General features: G+C 52.7%; 17 protein-coding genes. 6 read left to right on the top strand and 11 right to left on the bottom strand.

Annotated elements, in window-relative coordinates; genetic code table 11:
* Positions 1–109: 109 nt before the first annotated feature.
* From katG to KK062_RS25180, 3 genes are all read right to left on the bottom strand, one after another.
* Entirely contained in the window at positions 110–2353 is a 2244-nt protein-coding gene (gene katG / locus KK062_RS25190) for a catalase/peroxidase HPI (protein WP_254087143.1), read from the bottom strand.
* Between the two features lie 381 nt (positions 2354–2734).
* Entirely contained in the window at positions 2735–4897 is a 2163-nt protein-coding gene (locus KK062_RS25185; RefSeq protein ID WP_254087142.1) for a xanthine dehydrogenase family protein molybdopterin-binding subunit, read from the bottom strand.
* 259 nt (positions 4898–5156) lie between these two features.
* The gene (locus KK062_RS25180) at positions 5157–5366 is read right to left on the bottom strand and encodes a hypothetical protein (protein ID WP_254087141.1); all 210 of its coding nucleotides are present in this window, start codon (positions 5364–5366) and stop codon (positions 5157–5159) included.
* 49 nt (positions 5367–5415) lie between these two features.
* On the opposite strand from KK062_RS25180, the gene KK062_RS25175 reads away from it, so the two are divergent.
* Positions 5416–7056 (top strand): WD40/YVTN/BNR-like repeat-containing protein, encoded by a 1641-nt coding sequence (locus KK062_RS25175; RefSeq protein ID WP_254087140.1) that lies wholly within the window; start codon positions 5416–5418, stop codon positions 7054–7056.
* Between the two features lie 14 nt (positions 7057–7070).
* Here KK062_RS25175 and KK062_RS25170 read toward each other — a convergent pair whose 3' ends face one another.
* Both KK062_RS25170 and KK062_RS25165 read right to left on the bottom strand, forming a co-directional pair.
* A complete protein-coding gene (locus tag KK062_RS25170) occupies positions 7071–9011 on the bottom strand; it encodes a tetratricopeptide repeat protein (protein WP_254087139.1) in 1941 nt (646 codons plus the stop codon).
* 70 nt (positions 9012–9081) lie between these two features.
* A complete protein-coding gene (locus KK062_RS25165) occupies positions 9082–9384 on the bottom strand; it encodes a YciI family protein (RefSeq protein ID WP_254087138.1) in 303 nt (100 codons plus the stop codon).
* A 109-nt stretch (positions 9385–9493) separates the two neighbouring features.
* Between KK062_RS25165 and KK062_RS25160 the strand changes: the two genes are divergently transcribed.
* Positions 9494–10624 carry an MBL fold metallo-hydrolase gene (locus tag KK062_RS25160; RefSeq protein WP_254087137.1) on the top strand — a complete coding sequence of 377 codons (1131 nt, stop codon included), beginning with the start codon at positions 9494–9496 and terminating at the stop codon, positions 10622–10624.
* A 69-nt stretch (positions 10625–10693) separates the two neighbouring features.
* On the opposite strand, the gene KK062_RS25155 is transcribed toward KK062_RS25160, so the two are convergent.
* The 4 genes from KK062_RS25155 to KK062_RS25140 form a co-directional block, all read right to left on the bottom strand.
* Complete coding sequence (locus tag KK062_RS25155) at positions 10694–12121, bottom strand: TolC family protein (protein ID WP_254087136.1); 1428 nt, start codon at positions 12119–12121, stop codon at positions 10694–10696.
* Position 12122: 1 nt separating this feature from the next.
* A complete protein-coding gene (locus KK062_RS25150) occupies positions 12123–15332 on the bottom strand; it encodes an efflux RND transporter permease subunit (RefSeq protein ID WP_254087135.1) in 3210 nt (1069 codons plus the stop codon).
* 23 nt (positions 15333–15355) lie between these two features.
* Entirely contained in the window at positions 15356–16435 is a 1080-nt protein-coding gene (locus KK062_RS25145; RefSeq protein WP_254087134.1) for an efflux RND transporter periplasmic adaptor subunit, read from the bottom strand.
* A 172-nt stretch (positions 16436–16607) separates the two neighbouring features.
* Complete coding sequence (locus KK062_RS25140; protein WP_254087133.1) at positions 16608–17048, bottom strand: hypothetical protein; 441 nt, start codon at positions 17046–17048, stop codon at positions 16608–16610.
* 296 nt (positions 17049–17344) lie between these two features.
* Between KK062_RS25140 and KK062_RS25135 the strand changes: the two genes are divergently transcribed.
* On the top strand, positions 17345–17797 hold the full coding sequence (locus KK062_RS25135) for a hypothetical protein (protein WP_254087132.1): 453 nt from the start codon (positions 17345–17347) through the stop codon (positions 17795–17797).
* A gap of 132 nt (positions 17798–17929) precedes the next feature.
* Here the strand turns inward: KK062_RS25135 and KK062_RS25130 are convergent, their stop codons facing one another.
* A complete protein-coding gene (locus KK062_RS25130) occupies positions 17930–18631 on the bottom strand; it encodes a DNA-3-methyladenine glycosylase family protein (RefSeq protein WP_254087131.1) in 702 nt (233 codons plus the stop codon).
* Positions 18619–19107, bottom strand: coding sequence for a methylated-DNA--[protein]-cysteine S-methyltransferase (locus KK062_RS25125; protein ID WP_254087130.1), 489 nt, complete (start codon positions 19105–19107; stop codon positions 18619–18621). Before KK062_RS25125 ends, KK062_RS25130 begins: the two co-directional genes overlap by 13 nt.
* A gap of 159 nt (positions 19108–19266) precedes the next feature.
* Here KK062_RS25125 and KK062_RS25120 point away from each other — a divergent pair, with 159 nt between their 5' ends.
* The 3 genes from KK062_RS25120 to KK062_RS25110 all read left to right on the top strand — a co-directional run bounded on the left by KK062_RS25120 (position 19267) and on the right by KK062_RS25110 (position 22022).
* Positions 19267–19785 (top strand): DinB family protein, encoded by a 519-nt coding sequence (locus KK062_RS25120; protein WP_254087129.1) that lies wholly within the window; start codon positions 19267–19269, stop codon positions 19783–19785.
* 262 nt (positions 19786–20047) lie between these two features.
* Positions 20048–20752: a carbohydrate-binding family 9-like protein gene (locus tag KK062_RS25115; RefSeq protein ID WP_254087128.1), complete on the top strand. Its 705-nt coding sequence runs from the start codon at positions 20048–20050 to the stop codon at positions 20750–20752.
* A 145-nt stretch (positions 20753–20897) separates the two neighbouring features.
* Positions 20898–22022, top strand: a complete 1125-nt coding sequence (locus KK062_RS25110; protein WP_254087127.1) for a Gfo/Idh/MocA family protein — start codon at positions 20898–20900, stop codon at positions 22020–22022.
* Positions 22023–22092 lie beyond the last annotated feature (70 nt).

The raw sequence follows: 22092 nt of genomic DNA, 5'->3' as shown, positions 1-22092 counted from the left end.
TTATTTTTATGTTAATCTTTTCCGCACCCCTCCATCAGACAGGCTACCGGTCAAATGAAAGAGGCCGCCTCATATATGAGCCGGCCTCTTTACATCTATACACTAAATCTTAGTCCTGCAGGTCGAAGCGATCAAGGTTCATAACCTTGGTCCAAACGGTAACGAAGTCCTGCACAAATTTGTCCTGGGCGTCCGCGCAAGCATATACCTCGGCGATGGCGCGCAGCTCGGAGTTAGAACCGAAGATGAGGTCGGCGCGGGTGCCGGTCCACTTTACGGCGCCAGTTCTGCGGTCGCGGCCTTCGAATACGTTTTGGGAATCGGAGGTCGCGCTCCACGTAGTGGCGAAGTCGATCAGGTTTACAAAGAAGTCGTTGGTGAGCGTCTCCGGAGCTTTGGTGAAGACGCCATGTTTCGACTTGTCGTAGTTGGTATTCAGTACACGCAGGCCACCGATGAGCACCGTCAACTCGGGTGCGGTCAGCGTCAACAGCTGGGCCCTGTCGACCAGCATGGCTTCGGCGGCCGCCGTGTGATGAGTCTTCAGATAATTGCGAAAGCCATCGGCCGCAGGCTCCATGATCTCAAATGACTCGACGTCGGTTTGCTCTTGCGAGGCGTCGACGCGGCCCGGCGTAAAGGGAACCTTCACATCGCGGCCACCATTCTTCGCAGCCTTCTCTACACCCACACTTCCCGCCAGCACGATGAGGTCGGCGAGCGATACACCTTTGCCACCGGACTGCGCGCCATTGAATTCTTTCTGTATACCTTCCAGTGCTTTCAGTACTTTGCTAAGTTGTGCAGGGTTGTTCACTTCCCAATCTTTCTGCGGCGCGAGACGAACACGTGCGCCGTTGGCACCACCGCGTTTGTCTGAACCGCGGAATGTCGAGGCAGACGCCCAGGCAGTTGATACCAACTCTGATACGGAAAGTCCTGAAGCGAGTATTTTACTCTTCAACGCGGCGATGTCGTTGTCGTCGATGAGCTTGTGTGTCACTTCCGGAAGAGGATCTTGCCAGAGCAATACTTCGGCAGGTACTTCTGCGCCAAGGTAACGTGCACGCGGGCCCATGTCGCGGTGGGTAAGTTTATACCAGGCGCGCGCGAAGGCATCGGCAAACGCATCGGGGTTTTCGAAGAAGCGCCGGGAGATCTTTTCGTAGATCGGATCAACGCGCAGCGCCAGGTCGGTCGTAAGCATGGTGGGCGCGTGGCGCAACGACTTATCGTGTGCGTCGGGTACGGAGCCGGCACCGCCGCCATTCTTCGGTTTCCACTGGTGTGCGCCGGCAGGGCTCTTGCTCAGCTCCCACTCGAAGCCAAAGAGATTCTCGAAAAAGTTGTTGCTCCACTTCGTCGGTGTTGTTGTCCAGGCACCTTCCAGGCCGCTGGTGATGGTGTGTACGCCATGGCCATTGCCGAAAGAGTTTTTCCAGCCCGTGCTTTGCTCTTCGATGGACGCACCGGCAGGCTCTGCTGCTACATATTTACCGGGATCGCTGGCGCCGTGCGTTTTGCCGAACGAGTGACCACCGGCAATGAGGGCAACAGTTTCTTCGTCGTTCATCGCCATGCGACCAAAGGTCTCGCGAATGTCGCGTGCAGATGCAAGCGGATCAGGATTGCCATTGGGACCCTCGGGGTTTACATAGATCAGACCCATTTGTACCGCGCCGAGCGGTGCTTCCAGCTCGCGGCTTTTGGTATAGCGCTCGTCGCCCAACCATTTGGTCTCCGAGCCCCAGTATACTTCTTCCTGAGGTTCCCATACATCTTCGCGTCCACCGGCATAGCCGAAGGTTTTGAAGCCCATCGACTCGAGCGCGCAGTTGCCCGCCAGGATCATGAGATCAGCCCAGGAGATCTTTTTGCCGTACTTCTGCTTAATAGGCCACAGCAGCAAACGCGCCTTGTCCAGGTTGGCGTTGTCGGGCCAGCTGTTGAGGGGAGCGAAGCGCTGTTGACCGGCACCCGCGCCACCACGGCCGTCGCCAACGCGATAGGTACCCGCACTGTGCCACGCCATGCGGATAAAAAACGGACCATAGTGACCGTAGTCGGCGGGCCACCAATCTTGTGACGTGGTCATCAAGTCAAAGATGTCTTTCTTGACAGCCTTCAGATCCAGAGACTTAAATTCTTTTGCATAGTCGAAGCTCTCCCCCATCGGGTTCGAAAGCGAGGAGTGCTGACGAAGGATGCTCAGCTTCAACTGATTGGGCCACCAGTCGCGGTTTCGCGTACCGCCCCCGGCAGTTTGTTTTAGTGCCCCATGGTGAAATGGACATGTTGCTTCACTGTCATTGACATTCAGTGACTTCTGTCCTGTTGCGGTGTTGTTTTCCATGTTTTATGGTTAATTGTTTGGTGATACACGTTTATGCTGTGGGCCAAAGGTTCATAGTTCGGCGACATAGATCAAATCGATTGTCTTTATCGATACATAGTCTGTGTCTATAACCCATGTTTTGTCTCTATTAAGCGGCTGATTGTCTTTACCCCAGGAAAATAACAGGAATGTGTGGCAAGTGTTATGATATGCGTCAGGGGTCGTGGGTCTGAGGCGGCGAAAAGGCCCCTGCGGGGCACTCGGCAGTCTAAGACTGCATACAGTTTACGTCACAAGTACCGCACCTCCGCTAACGCCCGGCGCTAATACCTTGCGCCAGCAATACAGATATCTGGCGAGCGTTAAGTATGCGCCAGACACGTACCGTGCACGTTATGATTATACTTCGTCGAGTTTGAACGGCAGTGTGCGTATCCGCTTTCCAGTGAGGTCAAAGATGGCATTGCACAACGCTGGCGCCAGGGCGGGTAAGGCGGGCTCTCCTACGCCGCCGGCCTTTTCGTCGTTCTCCATGATATGGACTTCGATGGCGGGGATTTCGCCGATGCGGGGCATGGGGTAGGTGTTAAAGTTCCTTTCGACCGCTTTGCCTTCTTTGAAGTGTGTGGCATGTGTGATGGCAGCGCCCAGGCCCATAATGATGCTGCCCTCTACCTGCGCGCGAATGATATCCGGGTTTACATACCAACCACAGTCGATCACGGCATACACTTTATCGATCTTTACTTTGTTGTCGGGCCGACGCGACACACGTACCACTTGCCCGACGATACCGGCAAAGGCATCTGTGATCGCCACACCCCAGCCTTCATTTTTATGCCGCATGTTCCACTGGCTGATGGCGGCCAATTTTTCCATCAACGCCCGGTAGCGCGGCGATACACAATGTTTTTGGCGGAACGCCAGGGGGTCTTGCGCTGCCAGGTGCGCCAGCTCATCTATAAAACTTTCGCCGGCGAAGGCGTCGACGTTGGCAATGGGCGCACGCCACCACATGGTGGGAATGGGCGACTTGATGGGTATACCTCCAAAGCTATAGTGCGGTATCGTTTTATAGTAATCGGTACTCAGGCCGGCGAGCCCGCCTGAGTTTGTAGAGACGGGTTGCGGCGTGGCAATGTTGTCTTCCCCCTGCCCGATATACTGCGATGACGAAACCACCTGAAGTGCAAAGATATTTTTCTGCGCGTCGATACCACCACGGCAACGATGCATGGCACCTGCGCGAAAAGGCCCGCCGGTCATGTCGTCTTCGCGGGTCCATACGACCTGTACGGGCGCCTTCACAGCGTGCGAAAGAAGCGCGGCTTCCATGGGGTAGTCGGGGAAGGCTTTTCGTCCAAACCCGCCGCCAAGGAAAGTCATATTGACCTTTACGTTTTCTTTTGGAATGTTCAGGCGGTCACTCAGGTCGGCTTGGATCCAGTTGGCTTCCTGTATAGGTCCCCAGATCTCGACACTGTTCGCTTTTACATCAGCCGTACAGTTGAGCGGCTCCATGCAGCTGTGCGATTGATAGGGCGTTTCATAGATGGCCTCGATGGACGCGGCGGCACCCTTCAACGCCGTCTCGAACGCCTCCGACGGCAGCGGCCGCGTAAGCTCGTCGCGCATACGGGCGGTGATCTGCTCGGAGTCGAGGTGGTCGAAGCCTTCATCGTTCCATTCTACCTTCAATTGCTTGCGGCCTTGCATGGCCGTCCATAACGAGTCGGCTATCACTGCGACACCTTCATATAGCAGTCCGAAGACCGCGCGCTGCACGGTGACTACATGCTTCACACCGGGTATTGCCCGCGTCGCGGTATCATCAAAGCTTTTTACTTTACCCCGGAACCGGGGACTGCGCTCAACCACGGCATAGAGCATGCCAGGCAGTTTTTTATCCAGGCCAAAGATCGCGCTTCCATTAACCTTGGCCGGTATATCTTTTCGCCGAAGCGATTTGCCAATGACGGTATAGTCTTTTCGATTTTTAAGCGTAAGCCGCTCCGGCGGCGACAGCTGTGCTGCGTCTTGTACGAGGGCACCGTAGCTCAGCTTTCTGCCCGTGGGGCGATGCACGACGGTGCCACCCTTAGCCTGGCACTCGCTGGCGGGTACCTTCCATTGTTTGGACGCGGCTTCTACCAGCATCTCGCGGGCGGAGGCGCCGACGCGTAATAGTTGCTCATACCATCCCCGGATGGAGAAGCTTCCCTCCTGCGGCTGGGGGCCATATTGCTGCGGATTGGCTTGTGCGTATTGAATCGTTACTTCGTCGAGGTTTACCTCCAATTCTTCTGCAACGATCTGCGGAATTGCCTGCCAGGTACCCTGCCCCATTTCAGAGCGATGGCAAAAGATTGTGACCTTGCCGGCGCCGTCTATTGAGATCCAGGCCATGAGCTGCGTAGACGCGGATGCCGCGCCTTCCAGGCGAACGACTTCCCGGGCGTTTCCGGCCGTAGTAGGCCAATAACAGCCGAGCGTCAACGCCGCGCCAGACAAGCCGGCTTGTCGTAGAAATGTTCTCCTGGAAATGTCGGTCCGTGGCTTCATGGCGCTCGAATCTTCTTTAATACTACAAAATAAAAGGCCCTTCTGAGTGCATTCAACACCGAAAGCCTGGTTCGACCTACAAAAAGTTAGGTTTGGCATATGAAATGCAGGCACTCTCTGCATCCTACTACCGGATTGTTTTATTTTACCTTCTGAAGCCGTCTATGAAGCACCTTGTCTACTTTTTTTTCTTCCTATCCATTCTATTGGAGATTCCTGCCCTTGCACAACAGTCAATGGCTCCGCTCAAGCTCGAAAGCTACGCCTTTACATAGGACGTAACCCCGGATGAAAAGTACATCATCGGCACGCGTGCGGGCGAAGTAGCCATCGCCGACTCGCTCACCGGCTGTTGGAGAAGCTGTCCACCAGCAGCCGTCGGCGGCATCCTGCCGTCGGCACGCATACACCAGATCAACTTCTTTACGGCCACTACCGGCATTCTTTCCGGGAACAATGACAACGTCATCTATCGCACCGCAGATGCCGGCAAAAGTTGGCAGAAAGTAGATTTTGGATTGAACGGCTGGGTGGACGGAACGTGGAGCCTCGACAACGGAGAAGCGTGGATGAGTGTGTCGGGGCAAGGCATTGTTTATACCGCCGATTACGGCATCACCTGGCAGCATTTACCTATTGTGGAAACCAAACAGCAGCGGTATTCAGCACTCTACTTCAATACAAAAAAAGAAGGCATCGTCGGTTCACTCTGGAACCTGATTGGCTATACCGACGACAACTGCCGCCACTGGCAACGTATGCCTACCCCGCTGGACCAGAAGGCTTATACCAAAACCAACCGAAGCGCCCGTCCGGAGATTAACGACATCGCGATCTTCCGGGACTACTTTCTGGTGACACAGGAGAGCATGGTCTTCTTCACACATCGTGACTCCATTTATTGGAAGGCACTGCCCGGGTATGTTGGCTTTAATACCGACGCCAACAACGATGTGCTTTATCTGATCAAGGATAATAACCGGGTCGTACGGGCGGATGATCACCTCGAAGCCATCCATCAATACCCGAAAGCATCGATTCCGCAGGCGCGTTTCTGCCGCAACGGAAGCCTGTTCACGACGAACGGCCGCGAGGTCGTGCAATACAAGAATGACAATAGCTTGCGGGTCGCGCCAATGACGTCCGATAAGCTGGCCCGTGTTGCCCCTGTTATCTTTGGCTACTATGAAATGGGACAGTTTGCCGTAGCGGAAAATAAAATCTACCAAGCACCCCTCTCCGCCGACGGACGGGAATCCAATGATTGGGAAGAAGTTCTGACGTTGCCCTTCACGGTAAAAGACCCTGAAAAACTGTCTTACCTATCTCCCGACGAGCTACTGTACCGCGTTTCCGACGATTCTTTGTGTTATTACAACATCAAGACCGAAACGGTAGACATAGCCTCGTTGTCTGCCCTGTTCGCGAAGCTGGAAACGAACGGCGTGACATCCATTACCTTCAGCCAGGGATCCCAGGGATGCTTTCATGGATATTCCCAGGATCTCGTATATACCCTACAGGGGACACAGTATATACTTACGGAACAAACATCGGATGACGAGGAGGTCAAGCCAATAAAGCCCGGCGCACGTGAGATTGACGCCGCCGTAGTAGATGCCTTGCTGCACCGCATCATCCGGCCAGATCCTAAACGGGTAACTGTCCATGACCTCGGATTTACCACTGCGGACTTCGTCCGCTGTAAAAAAGATATTCGCCACTATCAACAAGGAGAAACCTCCAAGAAGAAAAAGAAGAAGTCAAGCCGCTTTGAAGATACTGACGACCGTTTCTTTTTTAACAAAAATAAACTGGATTTCGACCGGCTTGTGGCATTGGTAGACAGCATACCTGTCGTTGACTCGCTCACGTTGGAGCATGCTTTGCTGGAACAAGCACGTCAATTTATCAGTACAACATCGAATTGGATCAAAATCGAGCTAAAAGACAATCAGAATAACATCCTGGAAATAACCCACCGCTACTACAGCGTAAACTCTTTCTGTCTGCCCTGGAAGCTTGAAATAAGAAACGCCACAACGACATCCATGGATCTGGAGATTACCCGGTTTATGCAAACCTATTGTCCCGGGTTAATACCCGGCAGCAACAAAGTGCCACTGCTACACTCACTCGTGAGAATGATGTATAAATAATTTTCGAAAGTAGATTATCGTACTATTGACGCCAGCAATTGCTGCGCTTGCTGATTGCCCAGCGCGGAGGCTTCTTTCAGATCGCTTTCAGCTTTGGAGATCTTGCCCATGGCCAGGTATATACGACCACGCTCCAGGTAGGCGAGATCATTTTTAAGATCGAACCTGATGGCTTCGTTGAGGGACTTGACAGCTTCGCTGGTGTCGCTGGAACGGGCCTGCAGCAGCGCGCTCATGGTCATGAGGTATGAACGTGTCGGCTTGGAAATATCACTGCGGGCATGGATGACGGCCAACGCCACCTCTGGCGATATCAGCGCCCACTCGTTGCGCGCCATGTGTATTTTAAATTTCTGTATATATCCTTCTGTAAATCCCGGCGCAGCCTTGATAAATGTATCGAGATAGAACAAGGCCTGGGCGGTATCTTTTACATGCAAAACAGAGTCGACTACCTTCTCCACCCTCGAAAAATTCACGGCATGAAGGTTACCGGATGCTGCAAAGTCGACGTATGCTTTCATCCACTGCTTTGACATCTGGTAGGCCATGCCCCGATTGCCGAGCACTTCGACGTTACTACTATCCTTCTTTAAGTAGGCGGTATAATCGGCAATGGCCTCGGGATAGCGATTCAGGTAATAATAGGAGACACCGCGTATGCGGTGGATAACATAGCCGTCGGGAAAGAGCTTGAGGTAGGCCGTAAAGTCTTCGACGGATTTATCCCATTGTTGCAGCTCCTGCCGGTAGATGCCGCGCTTTTTGTACGCTTCGGCAAGTTTGTCGTCCAGGCCAAGCACGATGCCATAGTATTGCAGCGCCTTGGGATGCTGCTTGTTGTGCTCATAAGCCACCGCTTTTAAATATACCACCGAGGGCTCCGTCGTACCGTTTGACATCTGTTCGAGCACGACAATGCTTTTACCACATTTATCGGCTAATAGCAAACAAAAGGCTTCTTTGATCCGGGCGGCGTCGGCATCGGACAATCCGTAGATTCGCCGCAGGATATAGGCTCCCACGTTTTGTAGGTTGATGATCCGATCGATGCCTGTTTGTTTGCCGTCGAATTGGTTGTCGCCAATGTCCATGTGGCTGATCACATTCTGAAAATCGTTGAATGCGTTTTCATAATCACCGAGGTCGGTCAGGAATAATCCATGGTAGTAGCGCGGCATGATATCGTTGGGGCGCAACCGGATCAGTATAGATAAATCTTTTACGGACCGGTGTATATCTCTGTCGCGGCCCAGCATACTTCGGAAAAGCAAGGCCGTTCGCTGCAGGGAGTCGTTTTGCAGTACTTTGTTCAGGTGCGCGAGAGCTTTGGTGATATCCCGCTTTTCAAAGACATCGAGCAGCGCCAGCTTGATGCGGGCATCGTGGAAAAGGCTGTCGGCCGCCAGGCAGTCGTTGTAGCTGTTGATGGCTTTCCGAAGCTCGTGCTGCGCGAGGTTGATATCGCCTTTCAAGTAATGGGCTGCTCCCCGTGAGCGGTCGAGGCGAATGGCTTTGTTGATAATCAGCTCGCTCACGGTTATCCCGCGACCGAGGTATTCAATTTTAGCCAGCTCTACCAGGCCCTCGTAGAAATAGTCGTGCAGCGCGAGCGCCTTCAACAGATCTCCGCGCGCGATGATAAGTTTCCGCAGCGCCTTACGGGCGGCAGCGCGGAAATAATAGGCCTGCCAGGCGGTAGAATCTTTTTCGATTACGGCGGTCAGGTTCGTTTCGGCCAGGGACGGATTGTCTTCCAGGAGGTTGTTCAACCCTTCATTGAAATCGGCCTGCAAGGCAGGGTTCATCTTCCAATCGACGGCGAGCGGCTCGGACTCCCAAAGCTGACTAGTGGAAAAATCACGAATGGCATCTTCCAACCATTCGAACTGTGCAAACGCCGGGCAAAACATAGCACCCCACAACACCAACGCGAGACAGGCCTTGATCCTCATAACAGACAGGTATAGATAACCTCTAAGATACAAAAAATAACAATTATGCTATTTCCGTATGTCCGGCGTGCTAACTGTTAAAGACCTCTTTGAGCAGCTTTTTAAAGGCCGGATGGGTCTGCGACGTCAGAAACTCCGTTACGGTAACTTCTGCCAGGCCGTTTGTACAAAACGGATCCTCCTGCATAATGTCTTCGATCTCCTCCTTCGAGCGGCCCACGGCAAGGATGATGCCGCCGGTGCGCGGCACCTTGCGGCCGGAGGCGATAAAGACCTCCTCCTTGTAATACTTTTGTAAAAACGCCACATGCTCTTTCATGTGGGCGTCCAGCTCGTCGAGCGGTACGATATAGTGCAGATTGATCACAAACATAGGTGTGCTTTTTATTTTCTAAGGTAACGTTTCAACAAAGCAACTTCAACCTTTTCACCAAAGTAAAAACTTGATGGATTGCGGAATTTTGCGTTGTCAAAATTCCTGCATGATGCGCGTCCCCAAGATTAAAAAGATTCTCCTCACATTCGTATTCGTCACAATAGTCCTGTTGATCCTTACGGTCTCTATATACCTGCAGCACCCGGTCTTCGGCCAGTCGCCGTCGGGTGCCCTGCAAGACCACATACAGCACACTTCCCACTACCAGGACGACAAGTTCCAAAACATCACCAAGACATCGACGTTCACCAACGGCCATACTTTTTGGGGTTCGCTGCGAAAAGCTCTCTTCGATAAAAACCCGGATCGCACCCCCGGGCGTCCCCTACCCTTTGTTAAAACAGATCTTCACCATCTCCCGATCGATAGCACGGTGGTCATCTGGTTCGGACATTCTTCGTGTTTTATCCAGGTGGGGAAAAAGCGAATACTCGTCGACCCGGTGTTCAGTACGAATGCTTCGCCGGTGCCGGGTTCGGTAAAAGCTTTCGCCGGCACGACCGCGTATACCCCTGTTGATATACCCGCGATCGATTATATTCTCATCTCGCACGACCATTACGACCACCTCGATTATGAAACGATGCGGGCCTTGAAAGACCAAACGTCCCACGTCATCTGCGGACTCGGTGTGGGAGCGCACCTGGAACGGTGGGGCTACCGCCCGGAGCAAATCCTGGAGAAGGACTGGCATGAACGCGAGGTGCTGGACACGGGCTTCTTTATTGCTGCCGAGCCTGCTCGCCATAAGTCCGGGCGCGGCCTGCATCAAAACAATACGCTGTGGCTTTCATTTGTCATTCAGTCGCCCCGTGCTTCACTCTACATCAGTGGCGACGGCGGCTATGACCGGCACTTTGCTGCCATCGGCGAAACATTTGGTCCCTTCGATCTGGCGATCGTCGAAAACGGGCAGTACGACAGTGCCTGGCAGCACATTCACCTGCTGCCGGAAGAAACACTCCAGGTCGCGCACGACGTTAAGGCGAGCATGTTATTGCCTGTACACCACTCCCGGTTTGCCCTGGCGCGTCATGCCTGGTATGAACCGTTAGAACATCTGACACGGATCGCGGCGACGCCGGGTCACCCCGTGGTCATTACGCCCATGATCGGCCAACCGGTATATCTTCATGCCCGCCAACGCTTCACCCGGTGGTGGGAAGCGTACAAGTGATGCCCTTAAAAAAAAGCTCCCCCGGCCGAAGCCAAAGGGAGCCCCCACATCTCAACGGAAGTTGATATTTTAGTTCCAGCCGCCGCCCAATGCCTGGTAGATATTGACCATGGCGTTGAGTTGCTGTTTTTTTGTTTCGATCAGCTCGAAGCGCGATTCCAGCGCGTCGCGTTGTGTGATCAACACCTCCATATAGTCGGCTCGCGCCGATTTAAAGAGGTTATCGGAGATCGTGATCGACACCGTGAGTGCCTGCACTTCTCTTTCTTTCAACACGTAACTCTGTTTCATGTTGTTGATCTTCGACAGCTGATTCACAACCTCGACGTACGCATTGAGGATTGTACGCTCGTAGTTATAGATCGCTTGTATTTGCCGCGCGTTGGCGCTGTAGTACGTCGCTTTAATGGCGTTCCGGTTCACCAGGGGTGCCACCAGGTCGCCGGCGAGCGAGTAGATCAGCGACTCGGGTGTGCGGATCAGGTACGACGGATTGAACGACTGGAAGCCGATGCCCGCGGAGATCCCCAGCGAAGGATAGAACTGTGCCCGAGCCGATTTTACATCCAGCTTGGCGGCCGCCAGATCCATTTCGGCCTGGCGAATGTCCGGCCGGTTGGCCAGCAGTTGTGCCGGCAGCCCAGTGTGAATGCTGTCAGGCACCAGGGTCATAAAGTTTTCGGCATTGCGTTGCACCGGCTGCGGGTAGCGCCCCAGCAGGAAGTTGATGCGGTTCTCCGCCTCGACGATGCTCTGCTGAATGAGAAACAGCTGACTTTTGGTATTCAGCACTTGTGCTTCAAACCGGCGCACGGCCAGCTCGGTCACCCGCGCAGCATCCTTCTGCATGCGTACGATCTGCAACACGTTGCTTTGAATCTCGATGTTCTGCTGGAGGATCGCCATCTGGTTGTCGAGTGCCAGCAGCTCGTAGTACGCGTTAGCGATTTCAGCGATCAGGTTGGTGACCATGAAGTTCCGGCCTTCTACCGAAGACAGGTAGCGGCTTACCGCAGCCTTCTTAGCATTGCGCAGCTTCTGCCAGATGTCCAGCTCCCAGTTTGCCACGGCGGCGACCATAAAGTCGGGCAGCGGATCGGGCGTTTCTTTACCAGGCTTGATGTCGGTCGTCGCTTCGCTGGCACCAATGTTGGTATAGCGGCCTACCTTTTCAAGCCCCGCGCCGGCGCGGATGCCGAGAAACGGCAGGTACTCTCCTTTGCGGGCGCGCACCTCGTTGCGGGCGATCTCGATCTCACGGATCGTGATGTTCAGCTCCTGGTTGTTCTTAAGCGCCGTATCGATCAATGCCACCAGGTTCGGATCGGTAAAGTATTGCCGCCATTTTATCTTCGCGGTATTCGTAGTATCCTGCGAGCCGTTGAAGCTCGCAGGAGTTGTTTTATTCTCTGATCGATGCACCAGAGAGGGTGGTACGCTACACGCTGTTACCAGGAAAAGGATACAGCCTATCGCTACTATGGAATTCAATTTCATCTTAGTGTCCATCATTATCGTCCGTTTCAGTGGATTGAGGAAAACTGTCTATCTGGTGAACCAGGCTGTCGGTCAGGGAATCTTCGTCTTCGTGTTTAATCAGGTGACGACCATCGGCCATCTTCGCGAATATGTAGTATAGGCCCGGAATGATGATTACACCGAAGATGGTACCGAACAACATCCCACCGAGGGCCGAGCCACCAATGGTACGGTTACCGATAGCACCGGCACCGTGCGCCAGGATCAGGGGTATGAGACCGGCTACGAAGGCGAACGACGTCATGAGGATCGGACGGAAACGTACGCGCGCGCCTTCAATCGCCGCATTGAAAATGGTTTCACCCTGCTGCCGTTTCTGCACGGCAAATTCGACGATAAGCACGGCGTTCTTACCCAGGAGGCCCACGAGCATGATCAATCCGATTTGCGCATAGATGTTGTTCTCCAGCCCCATAATCTGCAGCATGAGGAACGATCCGAACACCCCGACCGGCAGCGACAATACCACCGCCAACGGTATGATGAAGCTTTCGTACTGGGCGGCCAGTACAAAGTATACGAACAACAACACGACGAGGAATACATAGAGCGCTTCGTTACCGCGGATCGATTCGTCGTACGACAAACCTTCAAACGCGATGTCATATCCCTTCGGCAATGTTTCTTTTGCTACTTCACGTATGGCCTCGATGGCATCCGCCGTGGTATAGCCTTTGGCCGGAAGGCCCTGGATAGCCGACGAGTTGTACAGGTTGAAACGGGTAATTTCGTTGGGTCCCTGACCTTTCTTCAGTTTCATGAATGCCGAGTACGGCACCATTTCGCCGCGATCATTTTTCACAAACAGGTTTAGCAGGTCAGACGGCAGTCTTCTGAATTTTGGATCGGACTGCACATATACCTTAAAGAACTGGTTGAACTTGATGAAACCTTGCTCATAGGTGCTACCGATCAGGATGTTCAGGTTGTCCATCGCTTTTCCGATCGATACACCTTTTTGCATGGCCAGGTTATTGTCGATCTCCAGCTCGTATTGCGGATAGTTGGCCGCGAAGAACGTAAACAAGCCGGTAAGCTCCTTGCGTTTGCGCAGGTTATCCATGAACTGCTTATTGATCGCGTCAAATTCGTGGTAATCCGTGTCTGTCGTTTTATCCAACATACGCATCGAGAAACCACCCGAAGTACCGAAGCCCGGGATCGCCGGCGGTTCGAAGTATTCGACCACCGCACCGAGGCCTTTCGATTCTTCTTCCAGCTCTTCCATGATCTCTTTCACCGTATGGTGACGTTCCGACCAGGGCTTGAGGTTGATCAGACAGGTACCGGCGTTCGATCCACGACCTTCGGTCATGATCTCGTAACCGGCCAGCGACGATACGGACTCCACACCATCGATCTCTTCGCAGATCTTCTGCAGGCGTTGAGAAACCTGGTTCGTCTTTTCGAGTGTAGAACCGGGAGGTGTTTGGATGATCGCATAGATCGTACCCTGATCTTCGTTGGGAATAAAGCCCGACGGTACCGCCTGATTTTCATACCAGATCCCCGCGCAAAACGCTGCCAGGATGAGGAATGTTACCAGGCGCCGGTTGACGATCAGCTTCAACAAGCCTACATAACGGCCTGTCATTTTCTCAAAACCGCTGTTGAATTTATCAAGCGCCTTCGTCAGGAGGTTTTTCTTCCTGGCATGTCCATGGTGGTTTTTCAACAACATGGCACACAATACCGGCGTCAGCGTCAGGGCGATCAAGGCCGAGATTACGATCGAGCTCGCCATCGTAATCGAGAACTGACGATAGAACGTACCTACAGGGCCAGACATGAACGAGATCGGCACGAATACCGATACCATGACCATGGTGATGGCGATGATGGCACCGCTGATCTCACCCAATACTTTTCGAACGGCACTATAGGGCGTGAGGTGTGGCTCTTCCTCCATCTTCGCGTGCACTGCTTCCACCACCACAATCGCGTCGTCGACCACAATACCGATTGCCAACACCAACGCAAAGAGTGTTACCAGGTTGATGGAAAGTCCGAAGAACTGAATGACGAAGAACGCACCGATCAACGATACCGGCACCGCCAGGATGGGGATCAGGGTTGAACGCCAGTCGCCGAGGAACACAAACACCACGATGGCCACCAGGATAAAGGCGTCGCGCAGGGTGTGAATTACCTGTTCGATAGACGCGTCGAGGAATTGTGATACGTCGTAGCTGATCTTGTAGTCCATGCCGGGAGGGAAAGATTCTTTCATTACCTCCAGCTTGGCTTTTACTTCTGCGATAACGTCACTGGCGTTACTACCGTAGTTCTGCTTTAATACGATCGCGGCCGACGCATGCCCATCCAGGTTGGAATAGATGTCGAAGAATTCGCTTCCCAACTCTACTGTGGCAATATCACGTAAGTGAATGCTCTCCCCTTCCGAGTTTGCGCGGATGATGATACCTTCGTATTCTTCAGGCTTGTTGTACCGTCCTTTATAGGTGAGCACATACTCCAACGACTGCGCTGCAATACCCGAGCTTTGACCGATACGCCCGGGGCGACCGATGATACTTTGTTCGCCAATAGCGTCCATGACTTCTTCCACAGAGATCTTATAGGCACGCATGCGTTCCGGATTCAACCAAACGCGCATCGCATAACGACGGCTACCCAGGATCTGCGCACGGGCTACACCCTTGGTCCGTTGGATCTCGGGGATCATTTTAACCGTGGCATAGTTGAACAGGAACTTTTCATCCATGCTCTTTTCCTTGGAGTACAAATTGACGTACATCAACATACTCGGCTGGATGGGCGTGATGATTACGCCTTCGCGTTGCACCAGCTCGGGCAAGAGTGGCATAACCTGGTCGACGCGCGTCTTTACCCGGATCACGGCATCGTTTGGATCGGTGCCGGGCTCGAAGATGATACGAAGCGTTGCTTCCCCCGCACTGGTGGCGTCGGTGGCGATGTAACGCATATCCTGTACGCCGTTGATGGCTTGCTCCAATGTAATGAGCGTCGATTTTACCAACACGTCGGCACTCGAGCCTGGGTACGCGATGAATATATTGACGGTGGTCGGCGCAATGTCCGGAAACTGCGAGATGGGCAGTTTCTTAATGGCCAGTACCCCCACAAAGACTATTACGATCGATATGACAATCGCAAAGACTGGCCTACGTATGAACTTACTAAACATGTCGTTCGCTGGTTAGGATATGATTATTCGGCATACAGGTCTAAGTGCGCGATCACCGAGTCGGGTTTCGCTACCGTATAGTGGATCTTCTCGTTTTCGCGCACCTGACGCAATCCTTCCAGGAGGATTTTGTCGTCGTCTTTCAGACCGGCTTTCACCACAAAGATGTGTGGCAGCTCTGCCGCGATCGTAATCTCCCGTGAGCGTACGACGTTGTCTTTGTCTATTACATATACATATTTTTTCTCCAGCACTTCGAACGTGGCCTTCTGCGGAATGAGCATGGCATTGTTCAGTGGCGCTACCATCTGTATGTTACCGGTCTCGCCGTGACGCAGCAGGCCTTTGGGGTTCGGGAATGTAGCCCGGAATGCGATGTTACCCGTTTCGTTATTAAAGTCGGCTTCAATGGTCTCTACAATACCGGTGTGCGGGAATTTCTCGTTGTTGGCCATGATCAGGTTTACTTTCATGAGGCTGTCGCCTTTGGCCTTCGCCCGGAAGTCGAGGTATTCAGCTTCGGGCACGTTGAAATAAACCCACATCTTGCTGTTATCCGACAGCGTTGTCAGCAGGTCGCCTTCGTCCAGCAGACTCCCCAACCGTACCTGGAAGTGATCCATGATACCGTTGAAGGGCGCGCGGATTTCCGTAAAGCTCAAGTGTACTTGTGCCATGGCCATCTCGGCATTCGCTTTGTCGAGCTTTGCCTTGCCGAGCGCCAGCTCGTTTGGCGCGACGACATTGCTATCGGCCAGACGTTTGGTGTTTTGGTATTCGATCTCCGCAAATTTAGCTTCGGCCTGTGCTTTTTGCAGCTCTGCTTTATACATCAATGGCATGATCTGGAACATCATCTGGCCCTTCTTCACGGCCTGACCTTCGTCTACATAGATATCTTGCAGGTAGCCGCGTTCAAGCGCCCGCATTTCAATATGCTGGATAGCATGTATCTGACATACATACTCCCGGATGGCTACCGTGTCTTTACGCAGCGGGGTGGTAACTAAAAATTTTACTTCCTCCTCTTTCTCTTCCTTTTTTGAATGACAGCTTGAGAGGCACAACAAGGCCGACAAACCAATGAGCATTACTTGCTTCATGACAATAAATTAAATTTCGAGATGTGTTTTGTGAGTACTTCCGTAATCTAACGTGTATAAAAAACACGTTAGTGCAGCCAAAGCGTTGGGCGCTAAAGGCTAGTGTAGTAATTTAAAAATCCTTCTATTGAGGGTTCAAGGAAATGTATATTTCCCGAATGAGATGTACGGATCAGATCCGAATGACTAACAATACAAGATAACGATCTGAGGATGTAACGGAAAAGTGTTGCGAAAACAGAAACAGCTTCTGGCCGTTGTTAAAGAAGTAATGGAGGTCTTGTAGCGGAAAGGCGGCGGTATATTTACCACTTTCTACGTGCTTGCGAAGGGAGCTGGCATTGCTTTCGTGCTCATCCTCTTCACGTTCTTCCAATTCGGTAACCTCTGCCCGGAGGACCTCATGGTTCGCACCGGCATCGTAGGGACGATCTACCAGCAGTCGGCCTTGCACGGCGATGTCGGCATCCATCTGGGTTGTGGTACCGGGCATCCTGCGAACAACACGATGCGTGGTGTTCTTTTTATATACGGCGCATGTTGCCCCTTGAGCGAAGCTGCCGAAGAGGACAGCGCTCAATAGAAGAAGCAACGTAAGCCAGTATCTTTTCATTGGGCCGCTAATCTATAGAAAGATGAGTGTAATGGCAAGTATCCGAAGGGTGAGCGCATGTAACGAACGATTGCATTGGTGTATCTTTCCATAAATTCTTTGAAAGCGCTGTATGTAACCCAACCACTTGATAAAGAACGCCTTAAAAAAAGCTTAAACCTTCCTTAAGACTGGCTGAAACCGTTCAGTATATACGCTCGTCCGTCTGACGCGCTCGCGCTGTGAGAACGTAGTGATCGTAAAAGGGGTTGCCGTTACGCGGGCATAATTGTTTACGGATGTACTCTAAAAAAGCTATGTCACTGAAATCCGTCAAAGAACACAACCAGCGTGAAATCAAGAAGGCCGAAAAAGACGCGCCGAGCACGCTAGAATTATTGACCGAGGCCGAAAAGCTGATGCCTGAGCTCCGCACGCTGGCGTACTGCACGACTAAAGCCGTTGAACACGGTTACAAAGAAAACTTCCAGGCCACCCCCGAAGGGCTAAAGTCTCTCGAAACTTCAAAACAATACACCCCGGAGCAGGTTCACGTGATGAACTTCTACCGGTTTGAAGGGATTACCGATCCGGCCGATATGTCTGTGCTGTATGTTATTCGGACGGATGATGGCGCAAAGGGTACGTTGGTCGATGCGTATGGAACGTATTCGGACGAGAATGTTGCGAAAGTAATGCGCCAGGTTGAGGATATTGCGAAGCGGAATACGACTTCGGATAATAAGCAGTATAAATCGACGCAGAGCTAAAAGCGTGGGGGGTAATAAACGGGTTGCCCCCTGTGGGGGTTACCCGGCAGTCTGGAGAATGCATGCAGTTTCAGTCACAAGTTCCGCACCTACGTTAACCTGGTGCTTAAACTTGCGCCAGCCACTACGTTATTATAGCACGATTGCTTTTTCAATCTTATCGGTGGTAGGTGTCTTCTTCGTCCGTACCGAGAGGTAATAGTGCCACAGAATCATCGTCGCTACGGTGCGATAGGGCGCCCAGCGCGCGGTGATGGTGGCGAGCTTTTCTTTTGATACATCCTTCGGTAACTTCTTGATCTCTTTCAGGGCATTTACGGCGGCCAGGTCGCCCGGTGGAAATAGATCGGCACGGCGCAGTACAAACATCAGGTAAATATCGGCGCTCCAATTGCCCAGTCCTTTTAGCGCGACGATCTTCTCGCGCACGGCGTCATCGGATAATTTCTCCATCGCTGTAAGGCTAAGCTGTTTGCTTTCGATGGCTTCGGCGAGGTGTCGCGCGTAAACGGTCTTCTGCCTGCTAAAATAACAGGCTTTTAGCTCTTCATCGGTCAGGGCCAGGAGATTGGCCGGCGTAATCTTGCTCAGTCGCTCGCGCAGCTTGTTTAGTGCGGCGAGCGCCGAGGCTAATGACACCTGTTGCTCGAGAATGATGTGAATGAGGCTTTCGAACGTGTTGGGACGCGTCCACATCGGCGGATAGTCGTACGCTTTTAGAATGGCTTTCAGGTCCTTGTCGCGTGCGGCTACGTGGTCGCAGAGGGTTTGAAAGTTCCCGGTAGAGAATGTCGGGGCCACCGGAGGTGTTGTAGTTTTGACTATACGCCCCATAGTGACGGATTTCTTTTTTCGTGCTCGAGCTTGAGCAGATACGCTTTGTTTTCGAGGCCGCCGGCAAATCCTACCAGTTTCCCCGTGGCGCCAATCACCCGGTGACAAGGGGCAATGATCGAAATGGGATTTTTGTTGACGGCACCGCCAATGGCGCGGCCGCCGCATTGACTGCCGACTTGCCGGGCCATTTCACCATACGTGCGCGTTTCGCCAAATGGAATGGTTAACAATGCCTGCCACACCTGCTGCTGGAAAGGCGTACCTGCAAAAGACAGTGTGAGGGTAAACTTTTCGCGTTCACCGCGGAAGTATTCGGACAATTGCAATTCGACCTCCCCCAGCACAGGGTGATCCTCCTGCAGAATAGCCACATCGTCGCCCTGGGCCCGCCCGGGTGTGTCGTGTTCCCACAATACCGCCGCCAGGCCATCGTCCTGGGCGATCAGCCTCAGCACGCCGACCGGAGAGGACATTCGTTTGTAATAATATTCCATTGTAACTTCCGTACTCTACGTAAACACGCCGCACGCGGGCAAAGTTTTTGAAAAAAGTTTGTCCTGGCTGCGGCATGCTGACATAGGGCTGACACAGCCCATACGTTTCTTTGCTTAACAATTATAAATTCTCACGGTATGGAAAACAAGACATTCCCCCAATCACCCGCTGTTGCGGAAACGACGGTGCTGACCTCACAAATTTTTCTAAACCACTGGCAAGGCCACCGGGGACTGACCCGACGTGTAATCGAAGCATTTCCGGAAGATAAGCTCTTTACCTATTCTATCGGTGGCATGCGCCCTTTCGGGCAATTGGTCATTGAGATGTTGACCATGGCGGGCCCGGGCGTACGCGGCCTTGCACACGGCAAATGGGATTCTTTTGAAGATGTTGAAAAGAAACTACGGGGTGCGACAACCAAGGCTGCGTTGCTGAAGTTATGGGACGAGTCGACCGACGAGATCAATGAATACTGGCCTCAGATCACTTCAGAGCGTTTCCAGGAAATAGAAAAAGTATTTGGCCAATATGAAGGTCCCGTATACTGGGCGGCTATGTATTTTATGGATAACGAGATTCATCACCGCGGTCAGGGGTATGTATACCTGCGCGGGCTCGGCATCGAGCCGCCGCCGTTCTGGGACAGACATTAATCAGTGTGAGTGTGAGAGAGCGGAGAATAAAGAGTGGCGGCTCTCACACTCACGCTGTGCTGGTGTGTGCGTTTATGCACACACGCTGGCTTGCGAAGGGGATCGCGCGTTCATATAAGCCCTATGCATTTTATCACAATTTCTATTCGAACGACCGGAATTTTAGCTATCATCAACAGGCTGTACCGTACCAACCACGGAATAACGCCGGAAGCACTTTGTCAACCCCTAAACACCTACTGCTATCAGACACTATCTGATCATGCTCTTTTTCATCGGGTCCTTCCGGTTGGCGGCCCAACAGGCGGTGGCGACACCGGACACGTCACGTCTATTCATTGTTAAAACTTCCGACTTTACTATTACCGGCGACGGTCGCGCCGCCGCCTGGAATAAAACCGATTGGGTAACGTTACCCGTACAGGAAGTATCGGGTGAACCGCCCCTGACGCGCATCAAAGCACTCTATTCGGACAAGGGTCTATATTTCCTGTTTGACTGCGTTGATCAAAAGCTGAGCACTACCTACGACAAAGATTTTCAACCGCTGTTTAAGCAAGACGCTATCGAAGTTTTTCTGTGGCCGGATACCTCGCAGGTGATGTACTTTGAGTACGAGCTGTCACCCCTCAACTACGAGTGGCCGCTGCTGATGATTCACCTCAACGGCCGGTCCGGGGGCTGGGCGCCGATGCACTACGAGGGCGAAAAAAAGGTACAACACGCCACCTCTATAGAAGGTGGTGCCAAAAAAAGCATGGCCACTGTCACCCGCTGGCGGGGCGAGTTCTTTATACCTTACCGGGTGCTGCATCCGCTTATCGGCAAACCACCACAAGCAGGCACTCAATGGCGCGGCAACTTCTACCGCCTGGACTACGACCAGGGGTATACCACGTGGACGTGGAAGAAGACCGGGCCGAGCTTTCATACCTATCAGAAATTTGGAACCCTGGTGTTCCGCTAATCCAACGCGGAGATTGCTCCGCGCCACTGTACCGCTGGTACCGGCTGTCACCAATACCGGTACTATACCGGAAAAAACATGGATGCTCTTCTTCGCTGCGGTCTAAATCGCTAACTTTTCCTAACCAAGTTAAACCCGCATGCTTATGAAAACCCGTAGAGACTTTTTACAAAAGCTCGCTGCTGCCGGCCTGGCGCTTCCTGTTATTTCATCGATGGCCAAAGGCAACACGACTCCCCTTCTCCATTCCTCCACGCCGTACCAGGGTCCCGTGCTCAAAGTAGCCATCATGGGCCTCGGCAGTTATGGCAACCGTGTAGCCGAAGCGATGCAAGATTGCAAGAAAGCAAAGATTACCGGTGTAATCAGTGGTACGCCGTCCAAGATCAAAGACTGGCAAAAGAAGTACGCCATCCCCGAAAAGAATTGCTACAACTATACCAACTTCGATGCCATTAAAGACAATCCCGACATTGACGCCGTGTATGTCATTACCCCCAATGCGCTGCACCGCGAGCAGGTTATTCGTGTAGCCAAAGCCGGTAAACATGCGATCTGTGAAAAGCCTATGGCGCTGAACGCCGCCGAAGGACAGGAAATGGTAGATGCCTGTAAAAAAGCCAATGTAAAATTGCTGATTGGCTACCGCATGCACCTCGAGCCCAAGACCTTGGAGATCATCCGCCAGCGCAAAGAGGGAAAGTTTGGCAAGATCCTTTTCTTCCAGGGGTTGTCGGGCTTCCGCATTGGCGATCCGGGCCAGTGGCGCCTGAACAAGCAGCTGGCGGGTGGCGGCTCGATGATGGACATCGGTATATATTCCGTGAATGGCTCCCGCTATATGGTCGGCGAAGAGCCGGTATGGGTTACGGCGCAGGAGACCAAGACCGATCCGGTAAAGTTTAAAGAAGGCGTTGACGAAACGATCCAGTTCCAGTTGGGCTTCCCGTCGGGGGCCGTGGCCTCCTGCCTGTCTACCTACTCGATGAATAATCTCGACAGCTTCTTTCTCGACGGCGAGAAGGGCTTCGCCGAGTTAAAGCCTGCCACCGGCTATGGGCCGATCGAAGGCCGTACCAGTGCTGGCGAATTGAACTTTCCCCATGTCACCCATCAGACAGTACAAATGGAGGAAATGGCCGAGATGATCTTAAACGGAAAACAGCCCGTGGTATCGATGGACGGCGTAGAAGGTCTTAAAGACATGAAGATTGTCGACGCCATTTACCAGGCAGTTAAGACGGGTAAAAAAGTACCATTATCACTATAACAATTATACCCGGATATATCCGGGATGTTTTACGGTAACTGTTGCAACATTCTTTCTCCGTGTATCGTGG

The organism is Dawidia cretensis, from assembly GCF_018598175.1.
GTDB classification, from domain to species: domain Bacteria; phylum Bacteroidota; class Bacteroidia; order Cytophagales; family Cyclobacteriaceae; genus Ohtaekwangia; species Ohtaekwangia cretensis.
This window is presented reverse-complemented; position numbering and strand designations above follow the sequence as displayed.